Genomic DNA, 25,554 nt, shown 5'->3' with positions numbered 1-25,554 from the left:
GGGAGGTGCGCCGTGGCAAAATCAGGCCGTGACCGATCGCAGCCCGAGCTCCGGATCCGACGAGCCCCGACAGTCGACTCCGACGTCCTTCGAGAACTCGATCGATCTCGATAAGTACCAGCTGACCTCGGACGTCGACGACCTGCCGGACGACATCGACGAGCTGCGCCTCGAGATCGACCGGCTCGATGCCGTCATCCTCGGTGCGATCAAACGACGCTCGGCGGTCTCGAAGAAGATCGGCGCCGCGCGCATGGCGTCGGGTGGTCCGCGACTCGTGCACAGCCGCGAGGTCAAGGTCATCGACCGGTTCGCCGAACTCGGCAAGGAGGGTCACACCCTCGCGATGCTCCTGCTCCGACTCGGCCGGGGTCCCCTCGGCCGCTGACGCCACGGTGAAGTTTCACCGCCGGGTGTGACGACCGTCGCGGTGGAGACGCCGACGACATAGGGTTGGGTGTCATGAGCACGCAGGCACCCGGCAGCGACTTCACCGGCACCGACCACGGCGACATCACCGCAACACAGTCCTGGCAGGCTCTCGCCGCGCACCAGCCGCATGTGTACGCCATGCATCTGCGCGAGGTGTTCGCGATCGATCCCGAGCGCGGCCGCGAACTGACCGTCGACGTCGGCGATCTGCACATCGACTACTCCAAGCACCGGGTGACGCGGGAGACGCTCGAACTGCTCATGAGCCTGGCGCGCGAGGTCGGGCTGGAGGAGAGCCGCGACGACATGTTCGCCGGGGCGCACATCAACACCTCGGAGGACCGCGCCGCCCTGCACACCGCTCTTCGTCTGCCCGCCGACGCGACACTCTCCGTGGACGGGCAGGACGTGGTCGCCGACGTTCACGAGGTCCTCAACCGGATGGGCGAGTTCACCGACCGTCTCCGCAGCGGAGAGTGGAAGGGCCACACCGGAAAACGCATCACCGATGTGGTGAACATCGGCATCGGCGGATCGGATCTGGGACCGGTCATGGTGTACCAGGCGCTTCGCCACTACGTCGACGACGGTATCCGCTGCCACTTCGTCTCGAACGTCGATCCCGCGGACATGGTCGGCACCCTCGACGGTCTCGACCCCGAGACCACCCTGTTCATCATCGCGTCGAAGACCTTCACCACTCTCGAGACGCTGACCAACGCGGCCGCCGCGCGGAGCTGGTTGCTGCAGGCCCTCGACGCCGGGACCGAGGCGGTGGCAAAGCATTTCGTCGCGGTGAGCACCAACGCCGACGAGGTGGCGAAGTTCGGCATCGACACCACCCACATGTTCGGCTTCTGGGACTGGGTGGGCGGTCGCTACTCCGTCGACTCGGCGATCGGCCTGTCGGTGATGGCCGCGATCGGCAAGGAGCGCTTCGCCGAGTTCCTCGAGGGATTCCATCTTGTCGACGAACACTTCCGCACCCGGCCGCTCGAACAGAACGCACCGGTCATCCTCGGCCTGATCGGCCTCTGGTACAACAACTTCTGGGACATCGGCACCCGGGCTGTCCTCCCCTACAGCAACGACATGGCGCGCTTCGCCGCCTACCTGCAACAGCTGACGATGGAGTCGAACGGCAAGTCGGTGACCGCGAGCGGACACCACATCACCACCGACACCGGCGAGATCTTCTGGGGCGAACCGGGAACCAACGGCCAGCACGCCTTCTACCAGCTCCTGCACCAGGGCACGCGGATCGTGCCGGCCGACTTCATCGGTTTCGCCGAGCCCACCGACGACCTACCCGCAGGCCCCGACGGGTCGGGGTCGATGCACGACCTGCTGATGAGCAACTACTTCGCGCAGACCAAGGTGCTCGCCTTCGGCAAGACCGCCGACGAGATCGCCGACGAGGGGGTGCCCGCACATGTGGTGGCGCACAAGGTGATGCCGGGTAACCGTCCCAGCACCTCGATCCTCGCTCCCCGGCTGACGCCCTCGGTGATCGGACAGCTGGTCGCCCTGTACGAACACCAGGTCTTCGTCGAGGGCGCCGTCTGGGGGATCAACCCGTTCGACCAGTGGGGCGTCGAACTCGGCAAAACCCAGGCAAAGGCGCTGCTGGGCACCATCACCCAGGCCGACGCGCCCGCCGCCGACGCCGATTCGTCGACCAATGAGCTGGTCGCCTGGTACCGCAGGCACCGGGGTCGCGCGGTCTGAAGATCGGCCGCTCCCGCGTGCGGGTTTCCTTCCCGCCCGGCCGGTTCCCTCGCGCTTATCGGATCCAATAAGCGGATGGGAAGCGGTGCCGCGGGAAGCTACCGTGGCGGGATGCTGCCACAACGGATTCGACGACTCGCGGCCGGATTCGCGGTCACCGCACTGGCTCTCGTGGGCGCCGGCTGCACGCCCGGCGATCCCGTCGACCGTGCGCCCAGGACCTCGACCTCCACGTTGCCGTTGGCCAAGGTCGTAACCGCCGGTCCCAGCAGGGACATCGAGGCGGTCGCAATCCGGTTCCCGCTGCTCGCCGACGGGAACGTCGACGGCTGGGTGGCCGGCACGCTCGGGTCCGCACCCGGCGCTTCCGAGCGTGTTCCCGGTCCCACCACCTACTGGTTCGACGCCGTCGTCGACGTCGGCCCCGACCGAGTAACCGCCTGGGCCGATGGGTACCACGCTGTGCCTGTCTCTACGCCCGACTCGGTGGCCGCCGACTTGCGCGACGTCATCCCGGCCGGCGATTTCGTGGGTGGGCCGCACGTCGACGACGCGTTCTCGTCGGGCGAATGGCAGGCGACCGTGTATCTGTCGCCGTCGACAGGCCGCGTGGTCGTGCTCGGCATCGACGACTGACGTGCGTAAGGTGACGGTCTGTGGCGAACAAGCAGGGACAGATCGTGGCGTCGGGCGCATTCCAGCTGTTCGGGAGTCGCCGTCGCGAGCAGGTCAGCGAGTTGCTAGGAGACATCTTCGGGCGGACCGACATCGAGGCACTGGCCTCGGATTGGCGTGGCGTCGTCTACTTCACCCTCGCCGAGGACGAATCGATTGACGCCGAGACGGTGTTCGGGTTCGACGCATCCAGCGGATCATCGGGTGAGCTGGCGACCCTCGTCGACGTCCTCGCCGCCGTCCGGACGGGCGAGGTCGCCGAGGCCGTCGACGTCGCCAGCTTTGACGCCTGGCGGTCCGCCACGGGAACCCGCGCACTCGACATGGGCGCCTGTGTACCACCGGCACTGTACGAGTTCCTCGGCGGTGATCCGGCCGAAAGATCCGTCGAGTCAGAAGATCTCGTGACCTTCGTGGCCACCGCCGCCGCGATCATGGGACGACTCGAGAAACTCGGCGTCGAACCGGGCGACGAGATCCCCGACGAGGTGTTCGACGAAAGCTACTGGCAGTAGTCGCCCTGGAAGTAGTCGCCCCGAAGGCGAGCGGTACCGCGTCGAGGTCGGTCACGTCGAGCTGCGGCCGCGTTCAGCGATCGGTCACGGTCCACCGGTCGAGTACTGCCGCGTACGTTCCGATCAGATGATCTGACCTCGTTCACGCGCGGCCACGACCGCGGCGGTGCGATTGTCGACGTCCAGCTTGGTGAACGCGTGCACCAGATGGGATTTGACTGTGGCTTCACTCACCACCAGCTGCTTCGCAATGGCCCGGTTGGACAATCCCTTGGCCACCAGCGAGAGCACCTCGACCTCGCGGGCGCTGAGATCGGCCGGTGGCCGCTGCATGCGTCGATAGAGGCGCCGAGCGACGTCGGGGTCCAAGACGGTCTCCCCCCGCGCCGCTGCAAATACCGATTCGATCAACACCTCCGGATCGGTGTCCTTGAGCAGATAACCGGCCGCGCCGGCTTCGACGGCTCGCAGAATGTCAGCGTCAGTGTCATAAGTGGTGAGCACCACGACCCGCGGCGGATCAGAGGCCGCCACAATCTGAGCGGTCGCCTGGGCCCCGTCTATTCCGTCGCCAAGTCGCAGATCCATCAACACCACGTCGGGCTTCGTGCTCATCGCCGAAGCCACTGCCTCCTCGCCCGAGGCAGCCTCGGCCACCACCAAAACGTCGTCGTGGGAGGCCAGCAACGCGCGTAACCCCGCCCGGACTACTGGGTGATCGTCGACGAGCAGTACCCGCACCCCGCTCACGCTGACCTCCCGATCGGAAGAGTGGCGGCGACGGCGGTTCCGTCTCCTGGGGCCGATTCGACGACGAGGGTGCCGCCGAGTTCGGCAAGTCGGTCTCGCATCGAGCGCAACCCGAATCCGCCGGCCTCACGCTGGTCGAAGCCGATACCGTCATCGACGATGTCGAGCCGCACCTCGTCCGAGGAGTAGCTCAACGTCGCCCGTACCCGTCGAGCCTGCGAGTGCAGCCGCACGTTCGCCAGGGCACTCTGCGCCACTCTGAGCAGGGCGACGTCATAGTCCATGATGGGTGACATCGTCTCGCCATCGGTGATCAGTTCAGCGGTGATGCCGGTCTGGCGCTGCAATTGATCGAGGAGACGACGCAGCGCGGACTGCAGCGGTGCGGTCTCCAGCGCGGCCGGTGCGAGGGCTTCGACCACCCGGCGTGCCTCGACGAGGTTCTGCTGCGCGGTCTCGGCGATCTGCGTGAAGATCGCTGTGGGATCTCCCGGGCCCCGCTGCCCGGCACGAGACAACAGCAGGATCGACGAAAATCCCTGCGCCAGAGTGTCGTGGATGTCCCGAGCGAGCCGGGAGCGTTCGGCGAGCGCACCGGTTTCGCGCTGCAACGCCACCAGTTCATCCTGCGCGTCGAGTAGTTCGCGGTGTGCCTCGGTGAGCTCGTCCACCAACTGCTGTCGCTGAGTCGACTGCCGCACCAGTTGCTGATAGACCACAGCCATCCCTGCGGCGGCAGCCGCTCCGAACACCGGCCCGACAATCGAGGCCGCCGTGTTGGTTGTGCCGTGCCACAGAGTCGCCGCGATCGCGGCCCCCGTCAACACGGCGGTCACCGTCAGAGCGATCGGAGTCGAGAACAAGGGAAAACACAAGAAGAACAGGGCGAACGCCAGCCAGACGAAGTTGGCATCAGCCAGCATGAGCATCAGCCACCCGACCACCAACACCGCGAACCACAGCTGCCCCAGCCGACGCTCTATCGGCTCGCCGTTCTCGAGACCTCGACGCCGCACGAACCAGATGCCGCACAGGTACCACGCCGCGACCACAGCAGCGAGCGAGACAACCGGAGCGGGATGGTCGCTGTCGGCGACGGCGCGCACGATACCGACGCTCAAGAGCAGGAAGAACAGTAGATGCGCGCCGACCTGCATGACACGCAGCACCGGTCCGCCATCGCCCGGATGGGGCACGGCGGATGCTCGCAGACCACTCCTCGACACCGCGCTCACGCTAACAGCGCATCACTGGCTTTCGTGGCGCCAGACACCGATCTCCAACTTTTGATGGATCGGCGAACCCAACCGAAGCGCGATGTCTGCCCCTCTTCACTTCGCGACCCTGGAATACATGTTCCTCAGCATCCGTGATCTTCGTTCTGCAAAGGGCCGATTCACCCTCATGAGCTCGGCCCTGTTCCTCATTTCGCTGATGGTGGTCATGCTGTCGGGGCTGACCTCCGGACTCGGCGATCAGTCCATCGCCGCGATCAAGAATCTCGGCGCCGACCACTTTGCTTTCAGCGTGCCGGCCGACGGGCAGCCGGTTTCGTTCACGGAATCGACCGTGACCCCGCGGCAGCAGGACGACCTGGCCGCCGCTGACGGCGTCCGGGCCGCGTCGATCATCGGGATCGCCTCGGCACGGATCAGCGTTGACGGCCGGGAAGTCGCTGCCGCGGCCTTCGGTGTCGACGGGCGCTCCTTCGCCGCCCCGGTCCCGCTGGGCCCCGGGACGGTAGCCGTCGACGCTGACCTGGCAAAGGACAACGGCTGGGCGACGGGAACCCGAATCACGATGAGCGACAAACACTTCATCATTGCCGCCCTGGTCGACGACTCGTTCTACAGTCACCAGCCCGTGATCTGGATGGACCGCGCCGCCTGGACAACGCTGCCGTCGGCCGGGGGCGCAGACGGCACGGTGGTGGCGCTACGCACCTCCGGTGACTTCGACGCCGGCGACGTCGAAGCCGCTACCGGAACCGCCATCACCGATCAGAACGGTGCGCTCGAAGCAATCGGCTCGTACACCTCCGAGCGCGGATCGCTGCTGTTGATGCAGGCGATGCTCATGATCGTCAGTGCACTGGTCGTCGGCGCCTTCTTCACCGTATGGACCATCCAGCGCGGCCAGGAACTCGCCGTCCTCAAGGCGGTCGGCGCGTCCACCGGGTACCTGCTGCGCGACGCGCTCGGTCAGAGCTTGATCGTGCTCGTGGTCGGTGCCGGCTCGGGGGCCTTGGCCGCGTTCGGGTTGGGAACGATCGCTGCGCAGGCGGTTCCCTTCGCGCTCACGCCTGCCAACACGCTGGTTCCATTCTTGATCCTCGTCGCGATGGGCATGATCGGCGCGGCCGCCTCTCTGGCCCGCGTCATCAAGATTGATCCCCTGACCGCCCTCGCTGCCGCCCGTTGAGTCACTCCCGAACCCAAAGACCTCGAACATGAGCATCTCCCTGAAACGCATCGTCCTCACCTACCCCGACGGCGACGAGCGATTACGCGCCCTCGACGACGTGGATTTCGACGTGGCGCGCGGCGAATTCGTCGCCGTAACCGGACCCTCTGGGTCCGGCAAGTCGAGTCTGCTCGCCGTCGCCGGGCTGCTGATCACCCCCGATGAGGGTCGCGTCATCATCGACGGCACCGACATGTCGGGACTGGGCCGTGGCGACCGCACCACCATGCGGCGCGAGAAGCTCGGTTTCGTGTTCCAGCAGTCGAATCTCCTGCCGTCTCTGACCGCAGTCGAACAGCTACAGATGATGACCCACCTCGCCGGCGGATCGGTCCGCGACAGCCGCATCCGCGCCACGGACCTGTTGTGTTCCCTCGGTCTCGAACGACAACTGGATCGACGTCCCCACCAGCTGTCAGGTGGCCAGCGGCAGCGGGTATCAATCGCCCGCGGGCTGATGAACAACCCCTCGGTACTACTTGTCGACGAACCGACCTCGGCTCTCGATGAGGACCGCAGCCGAGAGATCGTCGCTCTGCTCGCGGATCTGAGTCGCGACCGGGACATAGCGACCGTGATGGTCACCCACGACCTGAGTCAGCTCAGGCTTGTCGACAACGCCTACGGCATCCACAACGGCGCAGTGCTCAGATCATCCGACGACTGATCGACCCCGGCAGGTATTTGAGGGCCGCCGCGATCGGCGTCCACGGCCAGGCAGGCACCGGCGCCCAGGCCTTCTCGGCCTCGATCGCGGCGACCATGGCGTCGACGCCCTTGTCGGTGTCGACCATCAGCGAGGTCTTCACGCCCCGGTTGATGTCGGTCTCGATGTAACCGGGCGCCACGATCGACACCGAGATGGGCGAGTTCGCGAACTCGGCCTGCAACCCCTGCCCGAGCGCGGTGAGACCGGCCTTCGAAGCCGAGTACGCCGCCTGGGCCTTGGGCATGCCGCGAACACCCGAGATGGAGCTGACGAGCACGAGGTGGCCGCTGTTCTGCTCGCGGAAGATCTCGAGGGCGGCCTCGGCCTGCGCGAGCGCGCCGACGAGGTTGGTCTGCACGGTCTCGATGTTGGCGGCTGCCTTCCCGGTGCCGATCGGTGCGCCCTTGCCGAGGCCGGCATTGACGACGACGCGGTCGAGACCCCCGAGTTCGTCGGCCAGCGCGCGGAAGGTGACGGGTACCGCGTCGAGGTCGGTGACGTCGAGCTGCGCGATCGCGACCCGATCCGCGGACTGGCGCAGTTCGGTGGCCAGCGCCTCGAGGTTGTCGAGGCGCCGCGCGGCGAGCGCCAGCGAACGCCCCTGGGCGGCGAATCGGCGGGCCATGCCCTCGCCGAGTCCGGAACTCGCACCGGTGATGAGGATCTTCTGCCGTGTCGTCGAGGTCATGGACCCGAACCTACCGGCATCGGCCCCGGGCTACGCGGACCGCGACGTCAGCCGTAGTGCGCTGATGACCCGATCGGTGCCGGAACGGTCGCCCACCGTGATCCGCGTTCCGGCCGCGCCGCACTCCTTCACCGCGACCCCGATCCCCCGGAGCATCCGTCCGACGGCCACGCCCTCCGCGCCGGGGAGGAAGACGAAGTTGGCGTGGCTGGGCACGACGCGGACGCCCATCTGCGCCAGCATGTCGGTCAACCGGTCCCGCTCCCCCCTCATGGAGCGGACGCGTTGTGCGAGCTCGAGTTCCGCGTCGAGCGCGACCGGGACCGCCGCCATCGCCGCGCGACCCACCGCGAACGGCACCTCGTGGCCGCGCACTTCGGTGATCTGCTCGGTGGTGCCGATGCCGTATCCGACGCGGAGCGCCGCCAGACCGTACGCCTTGGAGAACGTCCGCAGCACGACGACGCCGGGGTTCCGGATCAGCCGGTGGAGATCGGATGCGGTCTCGCTGAACTCCACGTACGCCTCGTCGACGATCGTCATCACGTGTGGCGGCACCGCTGCGAGGAACCGGTTGAGGTCGCCCCCGTTCACCACGGCACCGGTCGGGTTGTGCGGCGAACAGAGCACCACGACCGCCGTATCGGGCGTGATCGCCCCGAACAGGCGGTTGAGGTCGACCGAGCCGTCGTCGTCGAGATCCACCGCGCCGAAGCGCATCCCGACCACCCGCGCGAGGATCGGATAGCCGTCGAAGGTCGGGGTGGAGGTGAGCAGCGCGGGTGTCCCGACGCCCGCGTCCACGGCCCGTCGCACCGCATACTGCAACACCGCCAGCGCAACTCCGGTCGCACCGGGGCCGACCGTGACGCGTTCCGGTACGACCCCGAGATGGCAGGCGATCTGCCCGCGCGTGCGGTCCGGCAGGAAATCGGGATACCGGTGGGACTCGGGGATCTCGTGCTGGAGCGCTGCTGCGACCGACGGCAGCGGCGGGTAGGGCGACTCGTTCAGATCCAGGCGGAGGCTCGGCCAGGACACCCCGCCGGCCAGGGGCGGGCTCATGGCCGGCCTGCCCATCTCATCGCGGCCGCCCCGGAGAAATCGCCGGCGTGGGCGAAGGCCGCCATCATCACGACGTCGCCCTCGCCGATACGTCCGTCGGAGATGGCCGCGTCGAGCGTGACCGGGATGGCGACGGCGAACAGGTTGCCGCACTCGTCGAAGGTGTCCGGGTGATGGCTGTCCGGAAGCTCGAGCGCCTCGCGCCAGTTCCGCAGGAAGATCCGGCTGGGCTGGTTGGTCACGAACCAGTCGAGGTCCGCCGGCGAGATGCCGATTTCGTCGGCGACCTCGATGGCGACCTCGGGAACCATGCGGTTCCCGCGCGCGAGCACCTTCGCGATCTTGGAGTCGGTGAACCCGATGTGCATCTGGCCCGACCCTGCCTCCCAGTACTTGCGCGGCGGATCGGAGACGCCGGTCATGTCGCCGGAGTACTGCCCGAACGAGTGGCAGCGAAGGCCCAGGATCGGGCTGGCGGCGACGTCGTCGACGGTCAGAACGGCCACGGCCGCACCGTCTCCCGGGATGGCGGCCTGCGCCTTGCCGCGGACCTGCTCCTGGGTGAAGACCTGGCCCGCGCTGTTCCGCGCCAGTCCCAGCAACGCCTTGTGGCCTCCTCCGGCGCGGAGCAGGGCTCCGGCGATCTGGATCATGAAGATGAACGCGGCACACCCTCCGTTGTGCACGTCCAGCACCGTCGACGGCCGGATGCCGAGCCGATGGGCGAGTTCTCCGCCGCAGCCGCGCACCGGCACCTCGGGCAACTGGCTGTGCGTCAGGACCACGTCGACGTCGTCGAGGAAGTCGTCGCCGTGCCGCTCGAACAGTTCGCGCGTCGCCGAGATCATCATGTCCGCCGACGTCTCCCCCTCCGCCGCGTGATGACGGAAGGCCGGGGCGCGGAACATCACGTTGTCCGCAAGGGTGTCGTCTTCGGCGTACTGCGCGTAATACGCTGCGGGAACAATCTTTTCAGGTAGGTAGGTGGCGAGGTCGACGAGGCTGACCGGGTTCGGTGTCATGATCGCATCCATTCTGGGGTGAGCGGGAGGCCGTTGCGGTGGCGGTATTCGGCGATGGCGGTGAGGTTGTCGAGTTCGATCTGGTGGCCGGGGGCGAAGGTGTCCCAGAAGTCGCCCACCCACACCGGGCGTTCGGGCGGGGCGGTCTCCGGGAGGTGCGTACGGACGCGGGATCGGAGGCACGGGCGACGAGGAGGCCGTCGAACATGGCGGCCAAACCACCGGCCAGGTCACTGGGACGAAACCTGTTGACGCTGGGCGTATCCGGGAAGAAGAGGCGTTCCCGGGTGATGCACATCGCGTGCGCGTTGTTGTTGAGCAGCACGAGGGTGACGGGGGCGTCGTGTTCGACGGCCGTGTGGATTTCCATGCCGTGCATGAAGAAGGCGCCGTCACCGGCGATCACGACGGTGCGTGTCGGCTGTCCCTCGGCCAGCGTGGAGTCCACCGCCTCGCGGATGGCATTGCCGACACCCGCCGCGATCGCGTATCCCATACCGCCCATGCCCAGTGCCACCACGAACCGGCCGTGACCGAACGGGAGGTGATGGATGGCGGCGGCTCCTGCGTTGCCGGCGTCGGCGAAAACCGGGGTGTCCGGCGGCAACATTCGCCCGATCTCCCCGATCGCGGTGCGCATGCCCAGGCCCGATCCGCCGGGCGGCACCGGCAGATGGGTCACCGCGACCGCCTCGCGCGGACGGTCGTGGCCGCGAGGGCGTCGAATCTCACCGGTGAGCTGCGAGATCGCGGCCGCGAGGTCGGTGCACCGCACATGGTCGACGTCGCCGGGCACGCGCGGCCGTTCGGACCCCAGGTGGACGAGTCGGACGCGTCTCAACGGTTCGTCGAGGTCGGCGCGATCGGTCATCGTCATCCGGCACCCGAGGACGAGGCAGAGGTCCGCGTCGGCGACGGCACGGTGCGCCGATGGGTGTCCCATCACCCCGGTGACGCCCGCGACGCCGTCGCCGTCCCGGAGGAGGTCGCGGCCGCCCGGGGCCGCGACGACGACCGCTCCGAGTGCGGAGGCGAGAGCCTCGACCTGCGGACCGACGCCCGCACGGGAGGCCTCCACCCAGAGGACCAGCCGCGCATCGGATTCCGCGAGCGCACTCAGTTCGTCGGCCAGGGCGGACAAGGACGGTCCCGTCACCTCGGCACCGTGCTGCGCCCACTCCCCCGTGTGCAGCTGCCGCAGTTCGGGGGCCGGCGCGGACTGGATGTCCTTGGGCAGCAGGACGGCAGCCGGCAGTCCTCGGCGGAGCGTGGCGAACGCCGTCGCCAGCGCGGCGGGCACCTCGTCGGCGTGACCGACGACCGAACACGAACCCGTGATGGCCGAGAGAACACCCGCGATGTCGACGGTGTCGGGCGGCGCGAGCATGTCCTGGAACGCTCCACTACCGACCAGCGACGTCGGCGCGGTCCCGGTGAGTGCCAGAACCGGCACACGAGTGTCGTAGGCCTCGGCAAGGGCGGGGACGACGTTCATGGCCCCGCCACCAGACGTGGTCATCACGATTCCGGGCGTACCGGAAATCCGGGCCGTCCCGTCCGCCATCGCACCGGCGGCGAACTCGTGTTTGGCGACGATCGCTGTCATCCCCGGCGCCCGCGTCGCGGCGTCGTACAGGTCTTCGATGTTGGCTCCGTGGACCCCGAACGCGATGCCCATCGACGATGAGATGAGTTGTTCCACAATGTATTCGGCCACGGTCGGAGCAGCTGTGCGCCCGGTGCCGGCGGGGCCTCCGCGGTGCTTGCGATCTGCGGTCAAGGTCATGCCGACAACTCTGCGACCCCGAACCTGAAGAACCGCTGAAGTAGTACACCGACCGAACACTTCTCCGACGACCCCGTGGCGACCTACGCTGAGTGATCAGCAGGTGCTGTCGCCGGATGGCTGTCGCTGTACGCACCGGCGAGGAGTTGCGATGTCCGGTCTTCCACGCCCCGCTCTTCTTCGACGCAGCCAGGGCGTCCGCATCCGATCCACGATCGTCGGGACGTTCCTCGTCACCATTGCCCTTCTGATCGGCGGCGCGGTGATGTTGTTCATGCTGAATCGCGCCGACAGCAGGACCATGTACGACGAGACCGGCTACCGGGCGTACGAGATCGCGGCCGAGATCCGCGACGGCGGTATCTCGGCGATCTCCCCGGAATCGTTGGGGATGGGCTACGGGGCCGACATCGTGCAGGTGATCGACGGAAACGGTCGGGTGGTGGCGTCCTCCCCCGGGGCGGCCGGCGATCCGGTGACGTCCGAGCGTCCGGCGATCTGGGCGTCGACGCAGGTCCAGGGCCGGTTGGTGCCCGGCAGCGAGGTCGAGTTCTGCGCGACTGTCACCGCCACCTCCCACGACGGGGCCGTCTACACGGTGGTCGTGGCGGTCTCGGCGGACGCGTACCGGCAGAGCCTGATCAACACCGCACTCGTGCTCGCCGTCGAACTCCCCGTCCTGGTGCTGCTGTCCGCGGTGGCCATCTGGTTCTTCGCGGGTCGCGCTGCGGCCGGTCGGGCGGATCACCGAGCAGGTCACCGCGATCACCGCGTCCGATATGTCCCGCCGCGTGCCGGTCCCGTCCACCGACGACGAGGTGACTCGGCTGGCCACCACCATGAACTCGATGCTCGAACGTCTCGAACAGAGCCGGGCCGCGCAGCTGCGATTCGTCGGCGACGCCTCCCACGAGATGCGCAGTCCGCTTACCACGGTGGTCGGCCTGCTCGACCTCGCCGACGACACCGACTCCCCGATCGATGTACGGACCCTCCGCACACTCCTGCTCCCCGAGGCCCGTCGGCTCCAGAACATGGTCGACGACCTGCTGCTGCTCGCCCGCTCCGACGAATACGGTGTGCCGCTGCACATCCGGGACGTCGACCTCGACGACATAGTCGCCTCCGAGGCACGTCGCCTGCGGTCGCTGGGTCTGGCCGCGGTCGCGGCGACGATCATCCCGATCCGGTTGGCCGGCGATCCGGAGAAGCTGTCCCGCGCCATCCGGAATCTCGCCGAGAACGCCGTCCGCTATGCGGCGTCGACGGTCCGGTTCGACATGTCCTTCGACCCGAGGACCGGCGTCGCATCGATCGCGGTGACCGACGACGGACCGGGGATCCCCCGGGATCGTCGCGACGTCATCTTCGACCGCTTCACGCGGCTCGACGGCGACCGCCGCAACCGCAGCGGCTCCGGACTCGGGTTGTCGATCGTCCGCGAGATCGTCCGCGCGCATGGCGGTTCGGTGTCCGTGCAGGACCCGCCCGCCGGGTTCGCACACGGCGTCACCTTCGTCATCTCGTTGCCGACGGCGCGTCGCCTCCCCGACGGCGCGGTCAGCACGGCGCTCGCGATGCCGCCACGTCAGCCGATGCGGTAGCCCACCCCGCGGACGGTCCTGATGCTGCGCACGCCGAACGGCTGGTCGATCCGCTTGCGCAGGTAAGCGATGTACACCTCGATGATGTTGGGGTCGCCCTCGTAGTTCTCGTCCCAGACCGAGTGCAGGATGTCGGCTTTCGAGACGACGGTGCCGGCGTGCCGGATGAGGCACTCGAGCACCGCGTACTCCCGTGGGGTCAGGGGAATCGGGGTGTCCCCGCGCCGGACGAGATGTTCTGCCGGGTCGAGGGAGAGGTCACCGGCGCACAGGGTCACGGGACGCTCCGGCGCACCGCGACGCACCAGCGCACGCAGTCGCGCCTTGAGGACGACAACCGAGAACGGTTTGACCAGGTAATCGTCGGCGCCGCAGTCGAGTGCCTCCGCCTGGTCGTACTCGCCGTCCTTCGCGCTCAGCATCATGACCGGCGTCCAGATCTCGCGTTCCCGAAGGCTCTGCAGCACGCGGTACCCGTTCATCCCGGGCATCATGATGTCGAGCACGATCACGTCGTAGCTGCCCTCGGTGGCCCGCCACAGCCCATCCGGACCGTCGAAGGCCACCGTGACCGCCCACCCGTCACTGACGAGCATCCGGCGGACGGTCTCCGCTGCCCTGATGTCATCGTCGACGACGAGCGCGTGCACCATCGCTCATTTCAGAAGCCGCGACATCCGGCGGTCGGCGAGGACCTTGCCACCGGTCTGGCAGGTTGGGCAGTACTGGAAGGACCGGTCGGCGAAGGACACCTCGCGGACGGTGTCGCCGCAGACCGGACACGGCAGTCCGGTGCGCGCGTGCACGCGGAGTCCGGTGCGTTTCTCCGACTTCAACCGGGCGACGGTCTGCCCTTCGAGACGCCCCGTGGCGTCGGTGAGCACGGCGCGCATCGCGTCGTACAGGGCGCTCACCTGATCGGGTTTCAGGGTCTTCGACGATGCGAACGGCGACAGTCGCGCGGTGTGCAGGATCTCGTCGGAGTAGGCGTTGCCGATCCCGGCGATGGTGTGCTGGTCGGTGAGCACGTTCTTCACACGTCCGGTGGTACCGGCGAGGATCTCGGCGAAATGTTCCTCGGTCAGTTCCAGGGCGTCGGGGCCGAGCCCGGCGACGCGGTCGATCTCGGCGAGGTCGCGGACGAGCCACACCGCCAGCCGCTTCTGGGTTCCGGCCTCGGTGACGTCGAAGCCCTCGCCAGGTAGCCCGCAGTGCACCCGCAGCGCGATCGGCGACTTGCCGCCCGGGCGTAGCGGCTTGGGTGAGAGGTCCTCGCTCCACCGCACCCAGCCGGCCCTCGACAGGTGGATGACCAGCGACAGCTCGGGTTCGGATGCGGTCGCCGGCGGATTGTCCTGGTTCTGGCCGGGGATGGTCCGGATGACCAGGTATTTGCCCACCCGGCCGACCGATTCGACGATCCGGCCGGTGAGCGCGGTGTACGGCGGGTCGGCCGTCTTGAGCACGGACAAGGACGCGACGTCGACTCGCCGGATCGGGAGTCCGGCCGCGCGACCGTCGACATAGTCGGCGATGGCGGCCACCTCAGGGAGCTCGGGCATGCCACCAGTGTGCTCTAGTAAAGGGATGACTTCCCGACTTTCCGACGCCGAGCTGGCCGCCCGGATCGCCCAGGGAGCCGGGGAGATACTCCTCGGGATTCGTCATGGCGATCTGATGACCGGCAGCATGCTCGGCGATGTCGGCGATGCGCTGGCCCAGGCGTGGATCTCCACGGTCCTGCGCAAACACCGTCCGCGCGACGCCGTTCTGTCCGAAGAGGCGGCCGATGTCGGCGACCGCTCGACGGCCCAGCGCGTGTGGATCATCGACCCGCTCGACGGCACAAGGGAATTCGCCGCGGGCAGCGCGGACTGGGCTGTGCACGTGGCCTTGACGGAGAACGGCGTGGTCACCGAGGCCGCGGTGTCGCTGCCGGCAACCGGTGAACTGTTCCGCGCCGACACCGTCGAGAAACCGGGCGGCGAACTGACCCGTCGCATGGTGACCTCGCGGTGGGGCGGCTCGTACGAGACGAGCTATGTGTCCAACCGGCTCGGCCTGCAGATGGTTCCGGTCGGGTCGGCCGGCGCCAAGGCGATGGCCGTCGTCCGGGGCGACGCGGACGCCTACGTCCACGCCGGTGGCCAGTACGAGTGGGACAACGCCGCACCGGTCGGGGTCGCCCTGGCGGCGGGCCTGCACTGCAGTCGCCTGGACGGTTCGGAGATCGTCTACAACAACCGCCACCCCTACATGCCCGATTTCGTGATCTGCCGCAGCGAGATCCGCGACGCCATGCTCGCAGCCCTGCAGCAGATCTGGTGAACTTGCCGGTGTGAACGGAATCGGCGACGCCGTCGTTCGGATCGGGCCGGTCCTGGCGGTCGCGATCGTCGTGCTCGCCGTCGTCGCGGTGCTGGTCAATCGTCGATCCGGCTTGGCGACCGACACCGTGGTGGCCTCGGTGCGGGCCGTCGTCCAGTTGGCGGCTCTCGCCGGTGTACTGACAGTGGTGATCTCGCATCGCTGGGCGTCGGCGCTGTTCGTCGTGGTGATGGCGGTGGCGGCGGCGTGGACGTCGGCGCGGCGCATCCGACCGAAGCACGCCGGGATTCGCGCGATCGCACGGTGCCTGGCGCCCGTGGCGGCCCCGACGATCGTCGTCGTGATCGCACTCGCCCTCGTAGGTGTTCTCCCGGCGAAGGGCATCGCCATCATCCCGACCGCCGGGATCCTGCTGGGCGGCGCCATGGTCACCACGTCGCTCGCCGGCCGACGCGCCGTCGACGAGTTGACGACCCGACGCGGCGAGGTCGAGGCCGCGTTGTCGCTGGGTCTGCTCCCCCGCGATGCCCGCCTCGAGATCTGCGCCGCTGCGTCGGCGAGCGCACTCATCCCGGGCCTCGATCAGACCCGGGCGGTCGGGCTGGTCACCATCCCCGGCGCCTTCGTGGGCATGGTCCTCGGCGGCGCGTCCGTGTGGGCGGCCGCTGCCATGCAGTTGTTCGTACTCATCGCACTGCTCGCCGTCAGTTCGATTGCCATGCTCGTCACGGTGGAGTTGGTGGCGCGCGAGGCGCTGTGACCCTGTCAGAACGGCGGCGGGTCTGCCTGGTCGGCGAGGCGCTGCTTCTGGTTGCGGGCACGTTCGGCTCGCCGTCTGGCGTGTTTGTCTGCCAGTCGGTTGCGTGGGCGCGGCGGTTCGTCGCCGGTGATGACCCGTGGGGTCGGTGGTGCTTGGGGTGGCTGGTCGTAGCGGATGCGACGCAGGTTCGGGAAGAAGTCTTCCAGGGTTTCGGCATCACCCGGGATGACGAATCCCTCCGGGGTGCGGTACTCGGTGACCAGGCGGCCGTCGTCGTCGCGGTACTGGGTGTCGATCCAGTCGCCGAAGGTCTTGTGTAGGTGCCCGAACCGGCATTTGGCGTTGAGGTTCTCACTCGCCGTCAACCCACCCTGGGCCGGATTGGTGTGGTCGTACTCGGCGACGTGGTCCAGATCGGAGTCGAAAGCGGACTGGGCGCAGCCCGGTTCGGTGCAGTACCCGTCACGCACCCGCACGAAATCGGCACACGCGGTGGTCGGCCGATACGGATCAGCGGCTTGCGCACCCGGATAGACGATCGCAACATCGGCCGACGTGGCCTCATTATCGGAGGCGTTGGTGGTCGGGCGTTCGGCGACCACACGCGTAGGTGGTGTGCGCACCGGGGTGACAGGTGTGATGGTCGCGTCGACCTGTTCGGCGAGATCACGCACATGCTCATCGGAGATGATCCCTTGGCCGTCGACCCAACCGATCCCCGAAGCGCCCGCGAGGGTGGCGGCATCGGTGACGACGTGGACGACGACCTCGGTGCTCACCGCGCGGATCACCTCGGCGGGGTCGGGGATCTCGGCGTCACAATCCGCTCGCCGGCATTGGCAGTCGAAGACGGTGCCGGTCAACAGCGCAAACATGGCATCGGAGTTGCGCTGGTTACGGTTGCGCCCGTCGTGGGCGCAGACCGTGTCGGCCAACGCTGTCACCGCTGTCGCGGCGATACGAATGTTCTCCGCCGCCATCACACCGGTGATCTCACCGGTCCCGTCGACGAAGTTCTCGGTCCACATCCCACGCTTGTCCAACGCTTCCTTGCGGCGTTCGCGCACCGCATCAGGATCGTGACGGAACACCAGCCGATCGACCATGTCCCGGAGTTTCGGGTTGGTCCACGCGCCCTTGCGATTACGCACGATGCGTTCGATCTCGGCATCGAGGTCAGCGATGACCGCGTCATCGGAAATGAGGTCGGTGCGGGTGATGACCGTCTGGATCAACTGGCGCGACAGGATGCCATCGCGCAGGGTGGTCAACACCTTCGGCAACCGATCGCGCAGGGCGAGCGCTTCACCCACCCACTGATCGGCCTGGTAGCGGGTGATGGCGGCTTCACGGCACACCCGGGTCACCATCTCGGTGTAGCGGTCGATGAGAAACCCGCCACCGGTGTTGACCACGAGCTGGTCGTAGACGGTGACGATCGATTCATATCGGCACCACGCCAGGTAAGCCTCGCCGTGGCGGATCGAACCGAACCGCGCCATATGAGTTGCGGTGTCGGACTGTTCGGGGTGGGCAGGATCGACCCTGGCGAGGAACCCGCCCGGTAGATCGGTCCACTTGCTCACGCTGCCCCCACAACGTCTACAGCCCAACCTGGATGGTCGAATCTGTCACCACCCAATCTAGAACACCCCACCGACAAGAACGGATCCTCATCCACAGGGGTGTGGCAAAGAGATTGCGCAGCAGCTAGTTACATCGAAATGAGGTCGCCGGCGACTTCAGTTCTGCGACGATGCCGTGTGGGGAGCCTTCCGCAGCAGATAGATGTCCATGATCCACCCGATGCGCTCGCGGGCTTCGGCTCGCGCTCCGACGATCTGCTCGGTCACGTCGCCGACCCGGCCGCTGATGAGGATCTCGTCGTCGGTGCCGACGTAGGCGCCCCACCAGATGTGGTCGTCGGGGTCGGCGGTCTGGCGGAAGGCGAGATCGCCGTCGAGCATCACGATCTGGTTGGCGTCGACACCGGCGGGGGTGTCGGCGAGGCGGCGCCCGGTGGTGATGTGGATAGGTTCACCAACGCGGTTGGCGACGATGCCGTGGGCGGCGGTCAGTGCGCTGGCGCTGGTCACGCCGGGTATCACCTCGACTGTGAGCTCGAGGTCGTCGCGTGCGGCGAGGTCGTCGACGATGCGCAGCGTGCTGTCGTAGAGGGCAGGATCGCCCCAGACGAGGAAGGCCGCGACCCCGCCGTCGCCAACCTCGTCGCGCAGTGCGCCGGCGATCAGGTCGGCGCGTGCGGCGTGCCAGCGTCGAACTTCGGCGTCATAGTCGGCAGGTGCACGATCACGCGGTGGGTCGGGGATCTCGACGAGCGAATAACCCTCGCGGGCATGCGCGTCGAGGATCACCCGGCGCGCGTCGAGCAGTCCACTCTTCGCCGTCCCCTTCTCGAGCGCGAGGAAGGCGTCGACGTCGGTCATGGCGTCGATGGCCTGCAGCGTGACCTGGCGTGGACCGCCGGGACCGATCCCGATGACCCGCAGCGTGATTCGCACGGTCAGTTCTTCACCTTCGGCAGCCCGTGTTTGCGTGCGGTCATGTCCAGGATCAGCTGGCGGGGCGCGAGCCGACGCAGGAGGAACACGATTCCCGCCTGATTTCCTTTGGCGTAGAACGGTTTCGGGTGTTCGGCGAGCGCGGCGTCGACGATCTGGGTGGCCATGTCCTCCGCGCTGATCCCAGCATCCTCGTTGCGTCGGGTGGCCGCGGCGAGGGTCTCGTATTCGGCACGGTACGGCGAGTTCTCGCCGACATGGATGGATCGGCGGTCGCCGATACCGGTGGCGATGGTGCCCGGTTCCACCGAGATCATCCGAATCCCGTACGGCGCCACCTCACGACGGGTGGCCAGTGCGAAGGCCTTCAGCGCCGACTTCGTCGCCGCGTAGTTGGACCGGAACGCGACGGGGAAGCTCGACAGCATCGAGCCGACCATGACGACCGTTCCCCGACGCCGCTCGCGCATTCCGGGGACGACCGCCTTGGTGAGGGCGACCGGCCCGAACACGTTGACGCGGAACAGATCCTCGATGGCCTGCATCGAGGTGTCCTCGAGTGCGCCGGCCTGGGATTCGCCGGCGTTGTTGACCAGGATGTCGACCGGACCGACGAGGTCCGCGCAGGCATTGGCGGAGCCGTAGTCGGCGTTGTCGAGGCGGACGTAGGTGACGCCGGGAATCGGGTCGCGCACGGCGTCCGGGTTCCGGGTCGTGCCGTAGACCCGATGGCCGCGGGCAACGAACTGTCGGGCGACTTCGGCGCCGATGCCGCTGGTCGCGCCGGTGACGAGAACGATCTGGGAGCTCACGCCCGCTACGGTATCGCAGCCCCTTTCAGACGAGGCGGTCGTAGCGGCGCGTGAGGATGCTCAGCTCGACCGCGACCCGATCGGTGTCGGGCCCGTAGGGGCGCCTCGGATCGCGAGTCCACCAGTCGACGAAACGCTGGAGCGGGGTACGACTTCCGGCAGGCGTACGGCGGGTGAAGAACACGAGTGCGGCGACGGCCAGAACGGCCACCGTGGCGAGAAGGGCGAGTGCGATGATCATGGCAGTAATTCTCCGCTCGCCTGATTACCGCCAACAGTGGCACAAAAGTCAATGTCCGCAAATCTTCTGCCATACTGTCGTCATGCTGAAAACGGTCGGGGTTCTCCTCCACGGCAACGTCGCGATGTTCGAGTTCGGCGTCGTCCACGAGGTGTTCGGCCTCGACCGCACCGACGACGGCGTCCCCGGCTTCGACTTCCGCGTCGCCTCCCCCGACCCGTCGGTGCCGCTGCCGGTCGGCAACGGCGTGTCGATACAGGTCTCGCATTCCCTCGACGAGTGCCGCGACGTCGACCTCGTCGCCATCCCCGGCGGGAAGGTCGACGGCGAGTATCCCGCGGAGATCCTCGACACCGTGCGCAGGGTGGTCGACAACGGCGGCCGCGTCCTCACGGTGTGCTCGGGCGCCTTCGTCGCCGGGGCGGCAGGCCTTCTCGACGGCCGCCGCTGCACCACGCACTGGCGATTCGGCGAGGAGCTGGCACGACAGTTCCCGCAGGCGAAGGTCGACATCGACGTCCTCTTCGTCGACGACGGCCCCATCACCACCAGCGCCGGCACGGCGGCCGGGATCGACGCGTCACTGCACCTCGTCCGCGAGGCATGGGGTCCGGGCGTCGCAAACCGGATCGCTCGTCGCATGGTCGTCTCACCCCACCGCGACGGCGGTCAGCGACAGTTCGTCGACGCCCCGATGCCCGCCTGCTCCGACGAGGGTTTCGGCGCGTTGCTCAGCTGGCTGCTCGAACATCTCGACCGTGACATCAGCGTCGACGACATGGCCGAACGCATGCACATGTCTGGCCGGACGTTCGCGCGGCGATTCGTCGACGAGGTCGGGGTGTCACCACGGAGATGGCTCACCGAACAGCGCGTACTGGCCGCGAAGAACCTACTGGAATCGACGGATGCGCCGGTCGAGGAGGTCGCACGCCTGGTCGGGTTCACCTCGGCGACGCTGCTCCGGCACCACTTCGCGGCGTCCGTCGGGGTCTCACCTCTCGTGTACCGGAGGCGGTTCGCGAAGTCCGCTGCGGTGTGAAAAGCAACAGCTGGTGCCCCGCTGTTTCTTGGTGCCCTCGGTAGGATTCGAACCTACCCATCGAGCAGGCCCGAAAAGCGGGTCTCACCTGCACGAAAACCCGCCCTTACCTGGCCGAACTGACATGATCTGATCGGACATAAGCGCACGTGAGCGGCGCGGATGTACTCTCATCTGGCACGTATCTGGCACACGGTGAGGGCTTCGAGATGGCTGGCAAACGCTCCTTCGGCAACACCCGCAAACTGGCGTCCGGGCGCTATCAGGCTCGCTACACCGGCCCTGACGGTGCCGAGCACAAGGCCCCCACGACGTACTCGGCCATGATCGACGCCGAGGGATGGCTGGTCCAGGAGCGCCGCCTCATCGAACGGGAGGAGTGGACACCTCCGGCCGAGCGGGCGGCGGCCACGGCCGCCACGGGGCTCACACTCCAGGCATACGCCGAGAAGTGGTTCGCCGAGACCGCGAACCGGCACAAGCCGAGCACCCGCCGCCTCAACAAGATCCTCCTGGACCGGACCATCGTCCCCGGCCTGGGAGAGCGTCGCCTCACAACCTTGACCGCCTCCGAGATCCGGGAGTGGCACGCGAGCCTGGAGGACTACCCGACCCGCAACGCCAACGCCTACAGCCTCCTGCGCACGATCCTGGCCCAGGCTGTCGATGACGAGCTGATCGACGTGAACCCCGCGCGAGTGAAGCGGGCCGCAGTGAAGCACCGGAAGGGGGAACCCGTCACGCTCACGACCGACGAGATCCGCGCCCTGGCCGACGAGATGCCCGCCCAGTGGCGCGCACTGGTCCTCCTGGCCGGGTTCTCCGGGCTGCGGTGGGGTGAGCTGACCGCGCTGCGGCGTTCGGATCTCGACATGGGGGCCGACGCGCTGGCCGTGACCGTCCGGCGTGCGGTGACGTTCGTCGATGGGAAGTACGTGGAGGGTCGGCCGAAGTCGCGCGCCGCGTTGCGGACTGTACCGCTCCCCGAGGGCCTCCGGCCCGCCCTGACCGAGCACCTCGAGACGCACGCGGCACCGGGGCGCGACGGCCTGATCTTCCCCGCCAAGTCGGGCGGCCCGCTCTCGGGCAACACCACGAAGACCCACCTGGCCAAGGCCGCGGAATCCATCGGCCGCCCCGGGGTCACGCCTCACGCTCTACGACACTCCGCCGCAACGCTTTTCGCGCAAGCCGGGGCCACTCTCGCCGACCACATGACACTCATGGGACACACCTCGGCCGCCATGTCGGCCCGCTACACGCACTCCACCGAGAGCCGGACCCGAGGCCTGGTGCAGGGGTTGTGGTGTTGACGCACTGCGTCATCAATGCCACTGCGCTACAACCGTTTTCGACACGCCGCTAGTTGACGGGTTCGGCCAGTACGCCTATGGTCGGTCCCGTTAACGCATGAAAGCGCGGACCGGCTGGCTTACGTCTAGACCACCGGACGCGGGACCCGGCGGGGCTCCTATTCGCGAGACGTGGACAACACCCTCAACTCACCCGACAGGAGTGCCCCCCGTGTCTTCCAAGCGCTACATCTCTCTCGCCCAGCTCTCCGAGGAGCTGGACATCTCCCCTCGCACGGCCCGCCGACTGGTGGCCGAGGGCAAACTCAAGGCCGTCCGACTGTCCGAACGCTGTATCCGCGTGGAGCGCGCTGAACTGGACAGGTTCCTGGCCACGGCATCAGGCGGCATCGGCCCCGCCGCCCCCTAACCGTTCTGACCCCCGCGAGGAATCAACACCCCTCTGCCAGAACGGATTACCAACGTGACGTTTCTGCAACTACTCATGATCAACGCCGCCGCCTGGAGCCTCGGCCTGCTTCTCGGCCTGGTGTACTGCGCCCTCGAGGGCGGTGGTCGCCGATGACCAAGGAAGTCATCCTCGGGATCACCGAGGAGCCCGCCGTCGTAGACGACGACGTGGCCGAGGAGATCGAGAACCTCCAGTCCCTCCATGCCTTGACCGAGGCCGAGAACGAGCGACTCAAGGAGGAGCTCGCCAAGTCCAAGACCGACGTCTACGAGATCGAGAAGGCTCGCGACGATGCTCGCGAACGGATCAAGGCCGAGAAGGCTGCCGCGAAGGCCGGTACTGCCCCGGTGCGGGAGCGGCTCCTGAGTGTGGACCAATTCATGGACGCCGAGCCCCCGCCCGCGCTGGTCCGGGACGTGGTCGACGGCGGCGGGCTTTCCATGCTCCTCGGCCACAGAGGCAGCTACAAGACCGCGATAGCCCTGGACATGGCTCTCTGTATCGCGTGCGGGATCTCCTGGGGACGTCACGCCACCGAGCGCGGCCGCGTGCTCTACATCGTCGGTGAGGGCGGAGGTCGCGCGTTCGGTATTCGCCTGGAGGCGTGGCTCAAGCATCACGGGGTCTCCCGCGACGAGATCCGCCCGTGGTTCCAGGGACTCGACGGGGCCGTGCCGTTCATGGCGCTGGCCTGGGACGAGCTGGTCGATTTCGCCACGGAGTACCGGCCCGCGCTGATCGTGGTGGACACCCTGGCTCGCCATCAACTCGGCCTCGAGGAGAACTCCAACACCGACGCATCCGAGGCTGTGGCGAAGATCGACGAACTCCGGGCCAAGACCGGCGCTGCCGTCATGGTCCTGCACCACCCGCCCAAGGGAGGGACCAGCGCCCGCGGGGCCGGGGCGTGGGAAGGCGGCGCGGACTCGGTATTCCACTTGGAGAAGGACGAGCCGGTCAAGGGGCAGGTCCAGATGACCACGACGAAACAGAAGCACCGCCCGGAGACGGGTATGTGGACGTTTCGGATTGAACAGGTCCAGGTCCGCCCCAATGGCACTTGGCCCTCCTCGATGGTCCCGGTGCACGCTGACCCGTTCGCCATCGACAAGGCCGAGGAGGAAGCCAAGGGTGCCAGGGATGCCGCGCTCCAGGCCGAGGTCCTGGAGTACATCCGTAGCCGTCAGGCGGCAGGAATGGCACCGAACAAGACCGAGTTTCGCGAGCATTTCCAGGAGACGAAGCGCCGAGAGGCGGCCCTGGACGCACTCGCCGAACTGCGCCGACGCGGGGAAGTCGAGGAGGTTCCGGGGAGCGGTCGAGCCAAGGTCCTGCACGTTGTATCCGAGGCTCAGATCCTCCCGTTCGCGAGCCCGCGTGAGGTACCCAATGCGTGAGCTATCCGCGCTCAATCCGCGCAACCTATCCGCGCAAGGCCCGTGAACACCAGCGCGGATAGCCGAGGCTCTCTGACCTGCAACAACGGACCTATCCGCGCATCCGCGCGCATCCGCGCTCCATCCGCGCAACCTATCCGCGCTATCCGCGGGGGGTCTATAGACCCCGGAGTGGTGGATGACAGCGGCGGTGGAAGAACGGCAAACCACCAACCCGACGGAAGGAACGCCCCGGTGAACACCCGACCAAGGAGCCTGCTCGTGAAGATTCTCAGCGTCCCCGAACACCTCCGGCGCAGAAAGCCCCGGAGCCGTCCCGCCGACGACCTCCCCACGTCCAAGACCGAACTTGTCGACCACCTTCTAGGCCCCGGTGCCGGGGACCCGATCGAGGGACACAACCTCATCAGCAAAGCGGACATGGTCGCCGAGCTGCTCGACGAGAAGGGACACCGCCAGTGAGCACAAGGCCGGGCATTCCCGGCGTAGACATCCGGGTCCGGCATCGGGGAGATCCTGCCGCCCAGGAGGTCCTAGCCATCCGTGAGTGGGCCACAACGCTGGCCGGGATGGCCGACGACTGGCTGACCGCTCGTGAGACCTACCGCGCACATCAGGCCGAACAGGCCGAGGCCCGAGAGCACCGGGCCGCCACCGAACTGTCGAGGAGACAACCGTGACCACACCAAAGATCAACCGACAGGCCTACCGCGACGCGCTGGCCTACCTGTACGCCAAACTGACCGCCGACCAGGACGGCATGCGCGCCGTGGCGACCGGGTGCGAGGACCCGGTCGGGATGGTCGATGCCATCGCGGACATGAGCCTCGGCCTGGCCTCCATCGCCACCACCAACCAGCCGCGGCTCTGGCTCGACAAGCTCCGCGACGATCTGGACCCGCTACTCGACGCATACGACTCCCGCACCGAGGACGGTGGTACCGATGCCCCTTAGCGTCTGCCTGGGCTGCGGAGAGCCCACCGAGGGCACGCGGTGCGGCCCCTGCGCCTACGAGCTCGAGCGCGCCACCGAGCGTCCGACCCGCGAGCAACGCGGCTATGACAAGCGCTGGCGTCGGCTCTCCGAGCGTGCCCGCAAGCTCCAACCGTTCTGTGAGGACTGCGGAGCCACCGGGAACCTCACCACCGACCACTCCCCGGAGGCATGGCGTCGGCGCACACTAGGGCTGGCTGTACGCCTCCAGGACGTCGCGGTCGTGTGCGTGGCATGCAACAACCGCCGAGGCCGCG

At 67.7% G+C, this 25,554-nt stretch carries 28 protein-coding genes and 2 pseudogenes; 16 read left to right on the top strand and 14 right to left on the bottom strand.

The annotated features are described in order from the left end of the window. Positions 1-28: 28 nt before the first annotated feature. The 4 genes from GKZ92_RS06460 to GKZ92_RS06445 all read left to right on the top strand — a co-directional run bounded on the left by GKZ92_RS06460 (position 29) and on the right by GKZ92_RS06445 (position 3,350). Positions 29-388 (top strand): chorismate mutase, encoded by a 360-nt coding sequence (locus tag GKZ92_RS06460; protein WP_006359755.1) that lies wholly within the window; start codon positions 29-31, stop codon positions 386-388. Between the two features lie 74 nt (positions 389-462). Continuing rightward, positions 463-2,160: a glucose-6-phosphate isomerase gene (gene pgi, locus GKZ92_RS06455; RefSeq protein ID WP_006359754.1), complete on the top strand. Its 1,698-nt coding sequence runs from the start codon at positions 463-465 to the stop codon at positions 2,158-2,160. A 111-nt stretch (positions 2,161-2,271) separates the two neighbouring features. After that, positions 2,272-2,796, top strand: a complete 525-nt coding sequence (locus GKZ92_RS06450; RefSeq protein WP_035754878.1) for a hypothetical protein — start codon at positions 2,272-2,274, stop codon at positions 2,794-2,796. A 20-nt stretch (positions 2,797-2,816) separates the two neighbouring features. Further along, entirely contained in the window at positions 2,817-3,350 is a 534-nt protein-coding gene (locus GKZ92_RS06445) for a hypothetical protein (RefSeq protein ID WP_006359752.1), read from the top strand. 123 nt (positions 3,351-3,473) lie between these two features. On the opposite strand, the gene GKZ92_RS06440 is transcribed toward GKZ92_RS06445, so the two are convergent. After that, entirely contained in the window at positions 3,474-4,100 is a 627-nt protein-coding gene (locus GKZ92_RS06440; protein WP_006359751.1) for a response regulator, read from the bottom strand. Next, positions 4,097-5,269, bottom strand: a complete 1,173-nt coding sequence (locus tag GKZ92_RS06435; RefSeq protein WP_035754880.1) for a sensor histidine kinase — start codon at positions 5,267-5,269, stop codon at positions 4,097-4,099. The genes GKZ92_RS06440 and GKZ92_RS06435 overlap by 4 nt, the downstream gene beginning before the upstream one ends. A gap of 184 nt (positions 5,270-5,453) precedes the next feature. On the opposite strand from GKZ92_RS06435, the gene GKZ92_RS06430 reads away from it, so the two are divergent. Beyond that, the gene (locus tag GKZ92_RS06430; protein ID WP_035754888.1) at positions 5,454-6,521 is read left to right on the top strand and encodes an ABC transporter permease; all 1,068 of its coding nucleotides are present in this window, start codon (positions 5,454-5,456) and stop codon (positions 6,519-6,521) included. Positions 6,522-6,549: 28 nt separating this feature from the next. After that, the gene (locus tag GKZ92_RS06425; RefSeq protein WP_006359748.1) at positions 6,550-7,230 is read left to right on the top strand and encodes an ABC transporter ATP-binding protein; all 681 of its coding nucleotides are present in this window, start codon (positions 6,550-6,552) and stop codon (positions 7,228-7,230) included. Here GKZ92_RS06425 and GKZ92_RS06420 read toward each other — a convergent pair. From GKZ92_RS06420 to GKZ92_RS23695, 6 genes and pseudogenes are all read right to left on the bottom strand, one after another. Continuing rightward, positions 7,211-7,960 carry an SDR family oxidoreductase gene (locus tag GKZ92_RS06420; protein WP_006359747.1) on the bottom strand — a complete coding sequence of 250 codons (750 nt, stop codon included), beginning with the start codon at positions 7,958-7,960 and terminating at the stop codon, positions 7,211-7,213. The genes GKZ92_RS06425 and GKZ92_RS06420 overlap by 20 nt on opposite strands. Positions 7,961-7,990: 30 nt before the next feature. Continuing rightward, entirely contained in the window at positions 7,991-9,025 is a 1,035-nt protein-coding gene (locus GKZ92_RS06415) for a pyridoxal phosphate-dependent aminotransferase (protein WP_006359746.1), read from the bottom strand. Further along, positions 9,022-10,047 (bottom strand): 3-oxoacyl-ACP synthase III family protein, encoded by a 1,026-nt coding sequence (locus GKZ92_RS06410; protein WP_081474352.1) that lies wholly within the window; start codon positions 10,045-10,047, stop codon positions 9,022-9,024. The genes GKZ92_RS06415 and GKZ92_RS06410 overlap by 4 nt, the downstream gene beginning before the upstream one ends. Beyond that, positions 10,044-10,199 (bottom strand): annotated as a pseudogene (locus tag GKZ92_RS23700) (SRPBCC family protein); the annotation flags it as partial. The gene GKZ92_RS06410 and the pseudogene GKZ92_RS23700, both read right to left, overlap by 4 nt. A 29-nt stretch (positions 10,200-10,228) precedes the next feature. Then, positions 10,229-11,833 (bottom strand): annotated as a pseudogene (locus GKZ92_RS06400) (thiamine pyrophosphate-binding protein); the annotation flags it as partial. 396 nt (positions 11,834-12,229) lie between these two features. Continuing rightward, positions 12,230-12,400 carry a hypothetical protein gene (locus GKZ92_RS23695; protein ID WP_006359743.1) on the bottom strand — a complete coding sequence of 57 codons (171 nt, stop codon included), beginning with the start codon at positions 12,398-12,400 and terminating at the stop codon, positions 12,230-12,232. Between the two features lie 158 nt (positions 12,401-12,558). On the opposite strand from GKZ92_RS23695, the gene GKZ92_RS23690 reads away from it, so the two are divergent. Further along, entirely contained in the window at positions 12,559-13,437 is an 879-nt protein-coding gene (locus tag GKZ92_RS23690; protein WP_306302402.1) for a HAMP domain-containing sensor histidine kinase, read from the top strand. Here GKZ92_RS23690 and GKZ92_RS06390 read toward each other — a convergent pair. Beyond that, a complete protein-coding gene (locus tag GKZ92_RS06390; protein ID WP_006359741.1) occupies positions 13,422-14,090 on the bottom strand; it encodes a response regulator transcription factor in 669 nt (222 codons plus the stop codon). The two genes, GKZ92_RS23690 and GKZ92_RS06390, sit on opposite strands and share 16 nt — an antisense overlap. 3 nt (positions 14,091-14,093) lie before the next feature. Next, on the bottom strand, positions 14,094-14,999 hold the full coding sequence (locus GKZ92_RS06385) for an Fpg/Nei family DNA glycosylase (protein ID WP_006359740.1): 906 nt from the start codon (positions 14,997-14,999) through the stop codon (positions 14,094-14,096). A 25-nt stretch (positions 15,000-15,024) separates the two neighbouring features. On the opposite strand from GKZ92_RS06385, the gene GKZ92_RS06380 reads away from it, so the two are divergent. Both GKZ92_RS06380 and GKZ92_RS06375 read left to right on the top strand, forming a co-directional pair. Further along, the gene (locus GKZ92_RS06380; RefSeq protein ID WP_005201111.1) at positions 15,025-15,765 is read left to right on the top strand and encodes a 3'(2'),5'-bisphosphate nucleotidase CysQ; all 741 of its coding nucleotides are present in this window, start codon (positions 15,025-15,027) and stop codon (positions 15,763-15,765) included. A gap of 10 nt (positions 15,766-15,775) precedes the next feature. Beyond that, the gene (locus tag GKZ92_RS06375) at positions 15,776-16,525 is read left to right on the top strand and encodes an ABC transporter permease (protein WP_042376620.1); all 750 of its coding nucleotides are present in this window, start codon (positions 15,776-15,778) and stop codon (positions 16,523-16,525) included. 5 nt (positions 16,526-16,530) lie between these two features. On the opposite strand, the gene GKZ92_RS06370 is transcribed toward GKZ92_RS06375, so the two are convergent. The 4 genes from GKZ92_RS06370 to GKZ92_RS06355 form a co-directional block, all read right to left on the bottom strand. Continuing rightward, on the bottom strand, positions 16,531-18,111 hold the full coding sequence (locus tag GKZ92_RS06370) for an HNH endonuclease signature motif containing protein (protein ID WP_042376618.1): 1,581 nt from the start codon (positions 18,109-18,111) through the stop codon (positions 16,531-16,533). Between the two features lie 156 nt (positions 18,112-18,267). Further along, positions 18,268-19,047 (bottom strand): precorrin-6A synthase (deacetylating), encoded by a 780-nt coding sequence (gene cobF / locus GKZ92_RS06365; protein WP_042376616.1) that lies wholly within the window; start codon positions 19,045-19,047, stop codon positions 18,268-18,270. 2 nt (positions 19,048-19,049) lie between these two features. Beyond that, entirely contained in the window at positions 19,050-19,859 is an 810-nt protein-coding gene (locus tag GKZ92_RS06360) for an SDR family oxidoreductase (RefSeq protein WP_042376615.1), read from the bottom strand. A 25-nt stretch (positions 19,860-19,884) separates the two neighbouring features. Then, a complete protein-coding gene (locus tag GKZ92_RS06355; protein WP_042376614.1) occupies positions 19,885-20,100 on the bottom strand; it encodes a hypothetical protein in 216 nt (71 codons plus the stop codon). Between the two features lie 82 nt (positions 20,101-20,182). On the opposite strand from GKZ92_RS06355, the gene GKZ92_RS06350 reads away from it, so the two are divergent. The 7 genes from GKZ92_RS06350 (at position 20,183) to GKZ92_RS06320 (ending at position 25,258) form a co-directional block, all read left to right on the top strand. Next, the gene (locus GKZ92_RS06350) at positions 20,183-21,142 is read left to right on the top strand and encodes a GlxA family transcriptional regulator (RefSeq protein WP_155225116.1); all 960 of its coding nucleotides are present in this window, start codon (positions 20,183-20,185) and stop codon (positions 21,140-21,142) included. A gap of 209 nt (positions 21,143-21,351) precedes the next feature. Next, positions 21,352-22,455 carry a site-specific integrase gene (locus tag GKZ92_RS06345; RefSeq protein ID WP_155225115.1) on the top strand — a complete coding sequence of 368 codons (1,104 nt, stop codon included), beginning with the start codon at positions 21,352-21,354 and terminating at the stop codon, positions 22,453-22,455. A gap of 211 nt (positions 22,456-22,666) precedes the next feature. Then, complete coding sequence (locus tag GKZ92_RS23685) at positions 22,667-22,864, top strand: helix-turn-helix transcriptional regulator (protein ID WP_230461913.1); 198 nt, start codon at positions 22,667-22,669, stop codon at positions 22,862-22,864. Positions 22,865-23,016: 152 nt separating this feature from the next. After that, entirely contained in the window at positions 23,017-24,303 is a 1,287-nt protein-coding gene (locus GKZ92_RS06335) for an AAA family ATPase (protein WP_155225113.1), read from the top strand. Between the two features lie 261 nt (positions 24,304-24,564). Then, positions 24,565-24,765, top strand: coding sequence for a hypothetical protein (locus tag GKZ92_RS06330; protein ID WP_155225112.1), 201 nt, complete (start codon positions 24,565-24,567; stop codon positions 24,763-24,765). Then, on the top strand, positions 24,762-24,983 hold the full coding sequence (locus GKZ92_RS06325; protein ID WP_155225111.1) for a hypothetical protein: 222 nt from the start codon (positions 24,762-24,764) through the stop codon (positions 24,981-24,983). The genes GKZ92_RS06330 and GKZ92_RS06325 overlap by 4 nt, the downstream gene beginning before the upstream one ends. Continuing rightward, on the top strand, positions 24,980-25,258 hold the full coding sequence (locus GKZ92_RS06320; protein WP_155225110.1) for a hypothetical protein: 279 nt from the start codon (positions 24,980-24,982) through the stop codon (positions 25,256-25,258). Before GKZ92_RS06325 ends, GKZ92_RS06320 begins: the two co-directional genes overlap by 4 nt. The last annotated feature ends 296 nt before the right edge of the window (positions 25,259-25,554 follow it).

Source organism: Gordonia sp. 135 (assembly GCF_009720185.1).
GTDB classification, from domain to species: domain Bacteria; phylum Actinomycetota; class Actinomycetes; order Mycobacteriales; family Mycobacteriaceae; genus Gordonia; species Gordonia alkanivorans.
The sequence above is the reverse complement of the archived record's forward strand: the minus strand, read 5'-3'. Positions and strand labels throughout refer to the sequence as shown.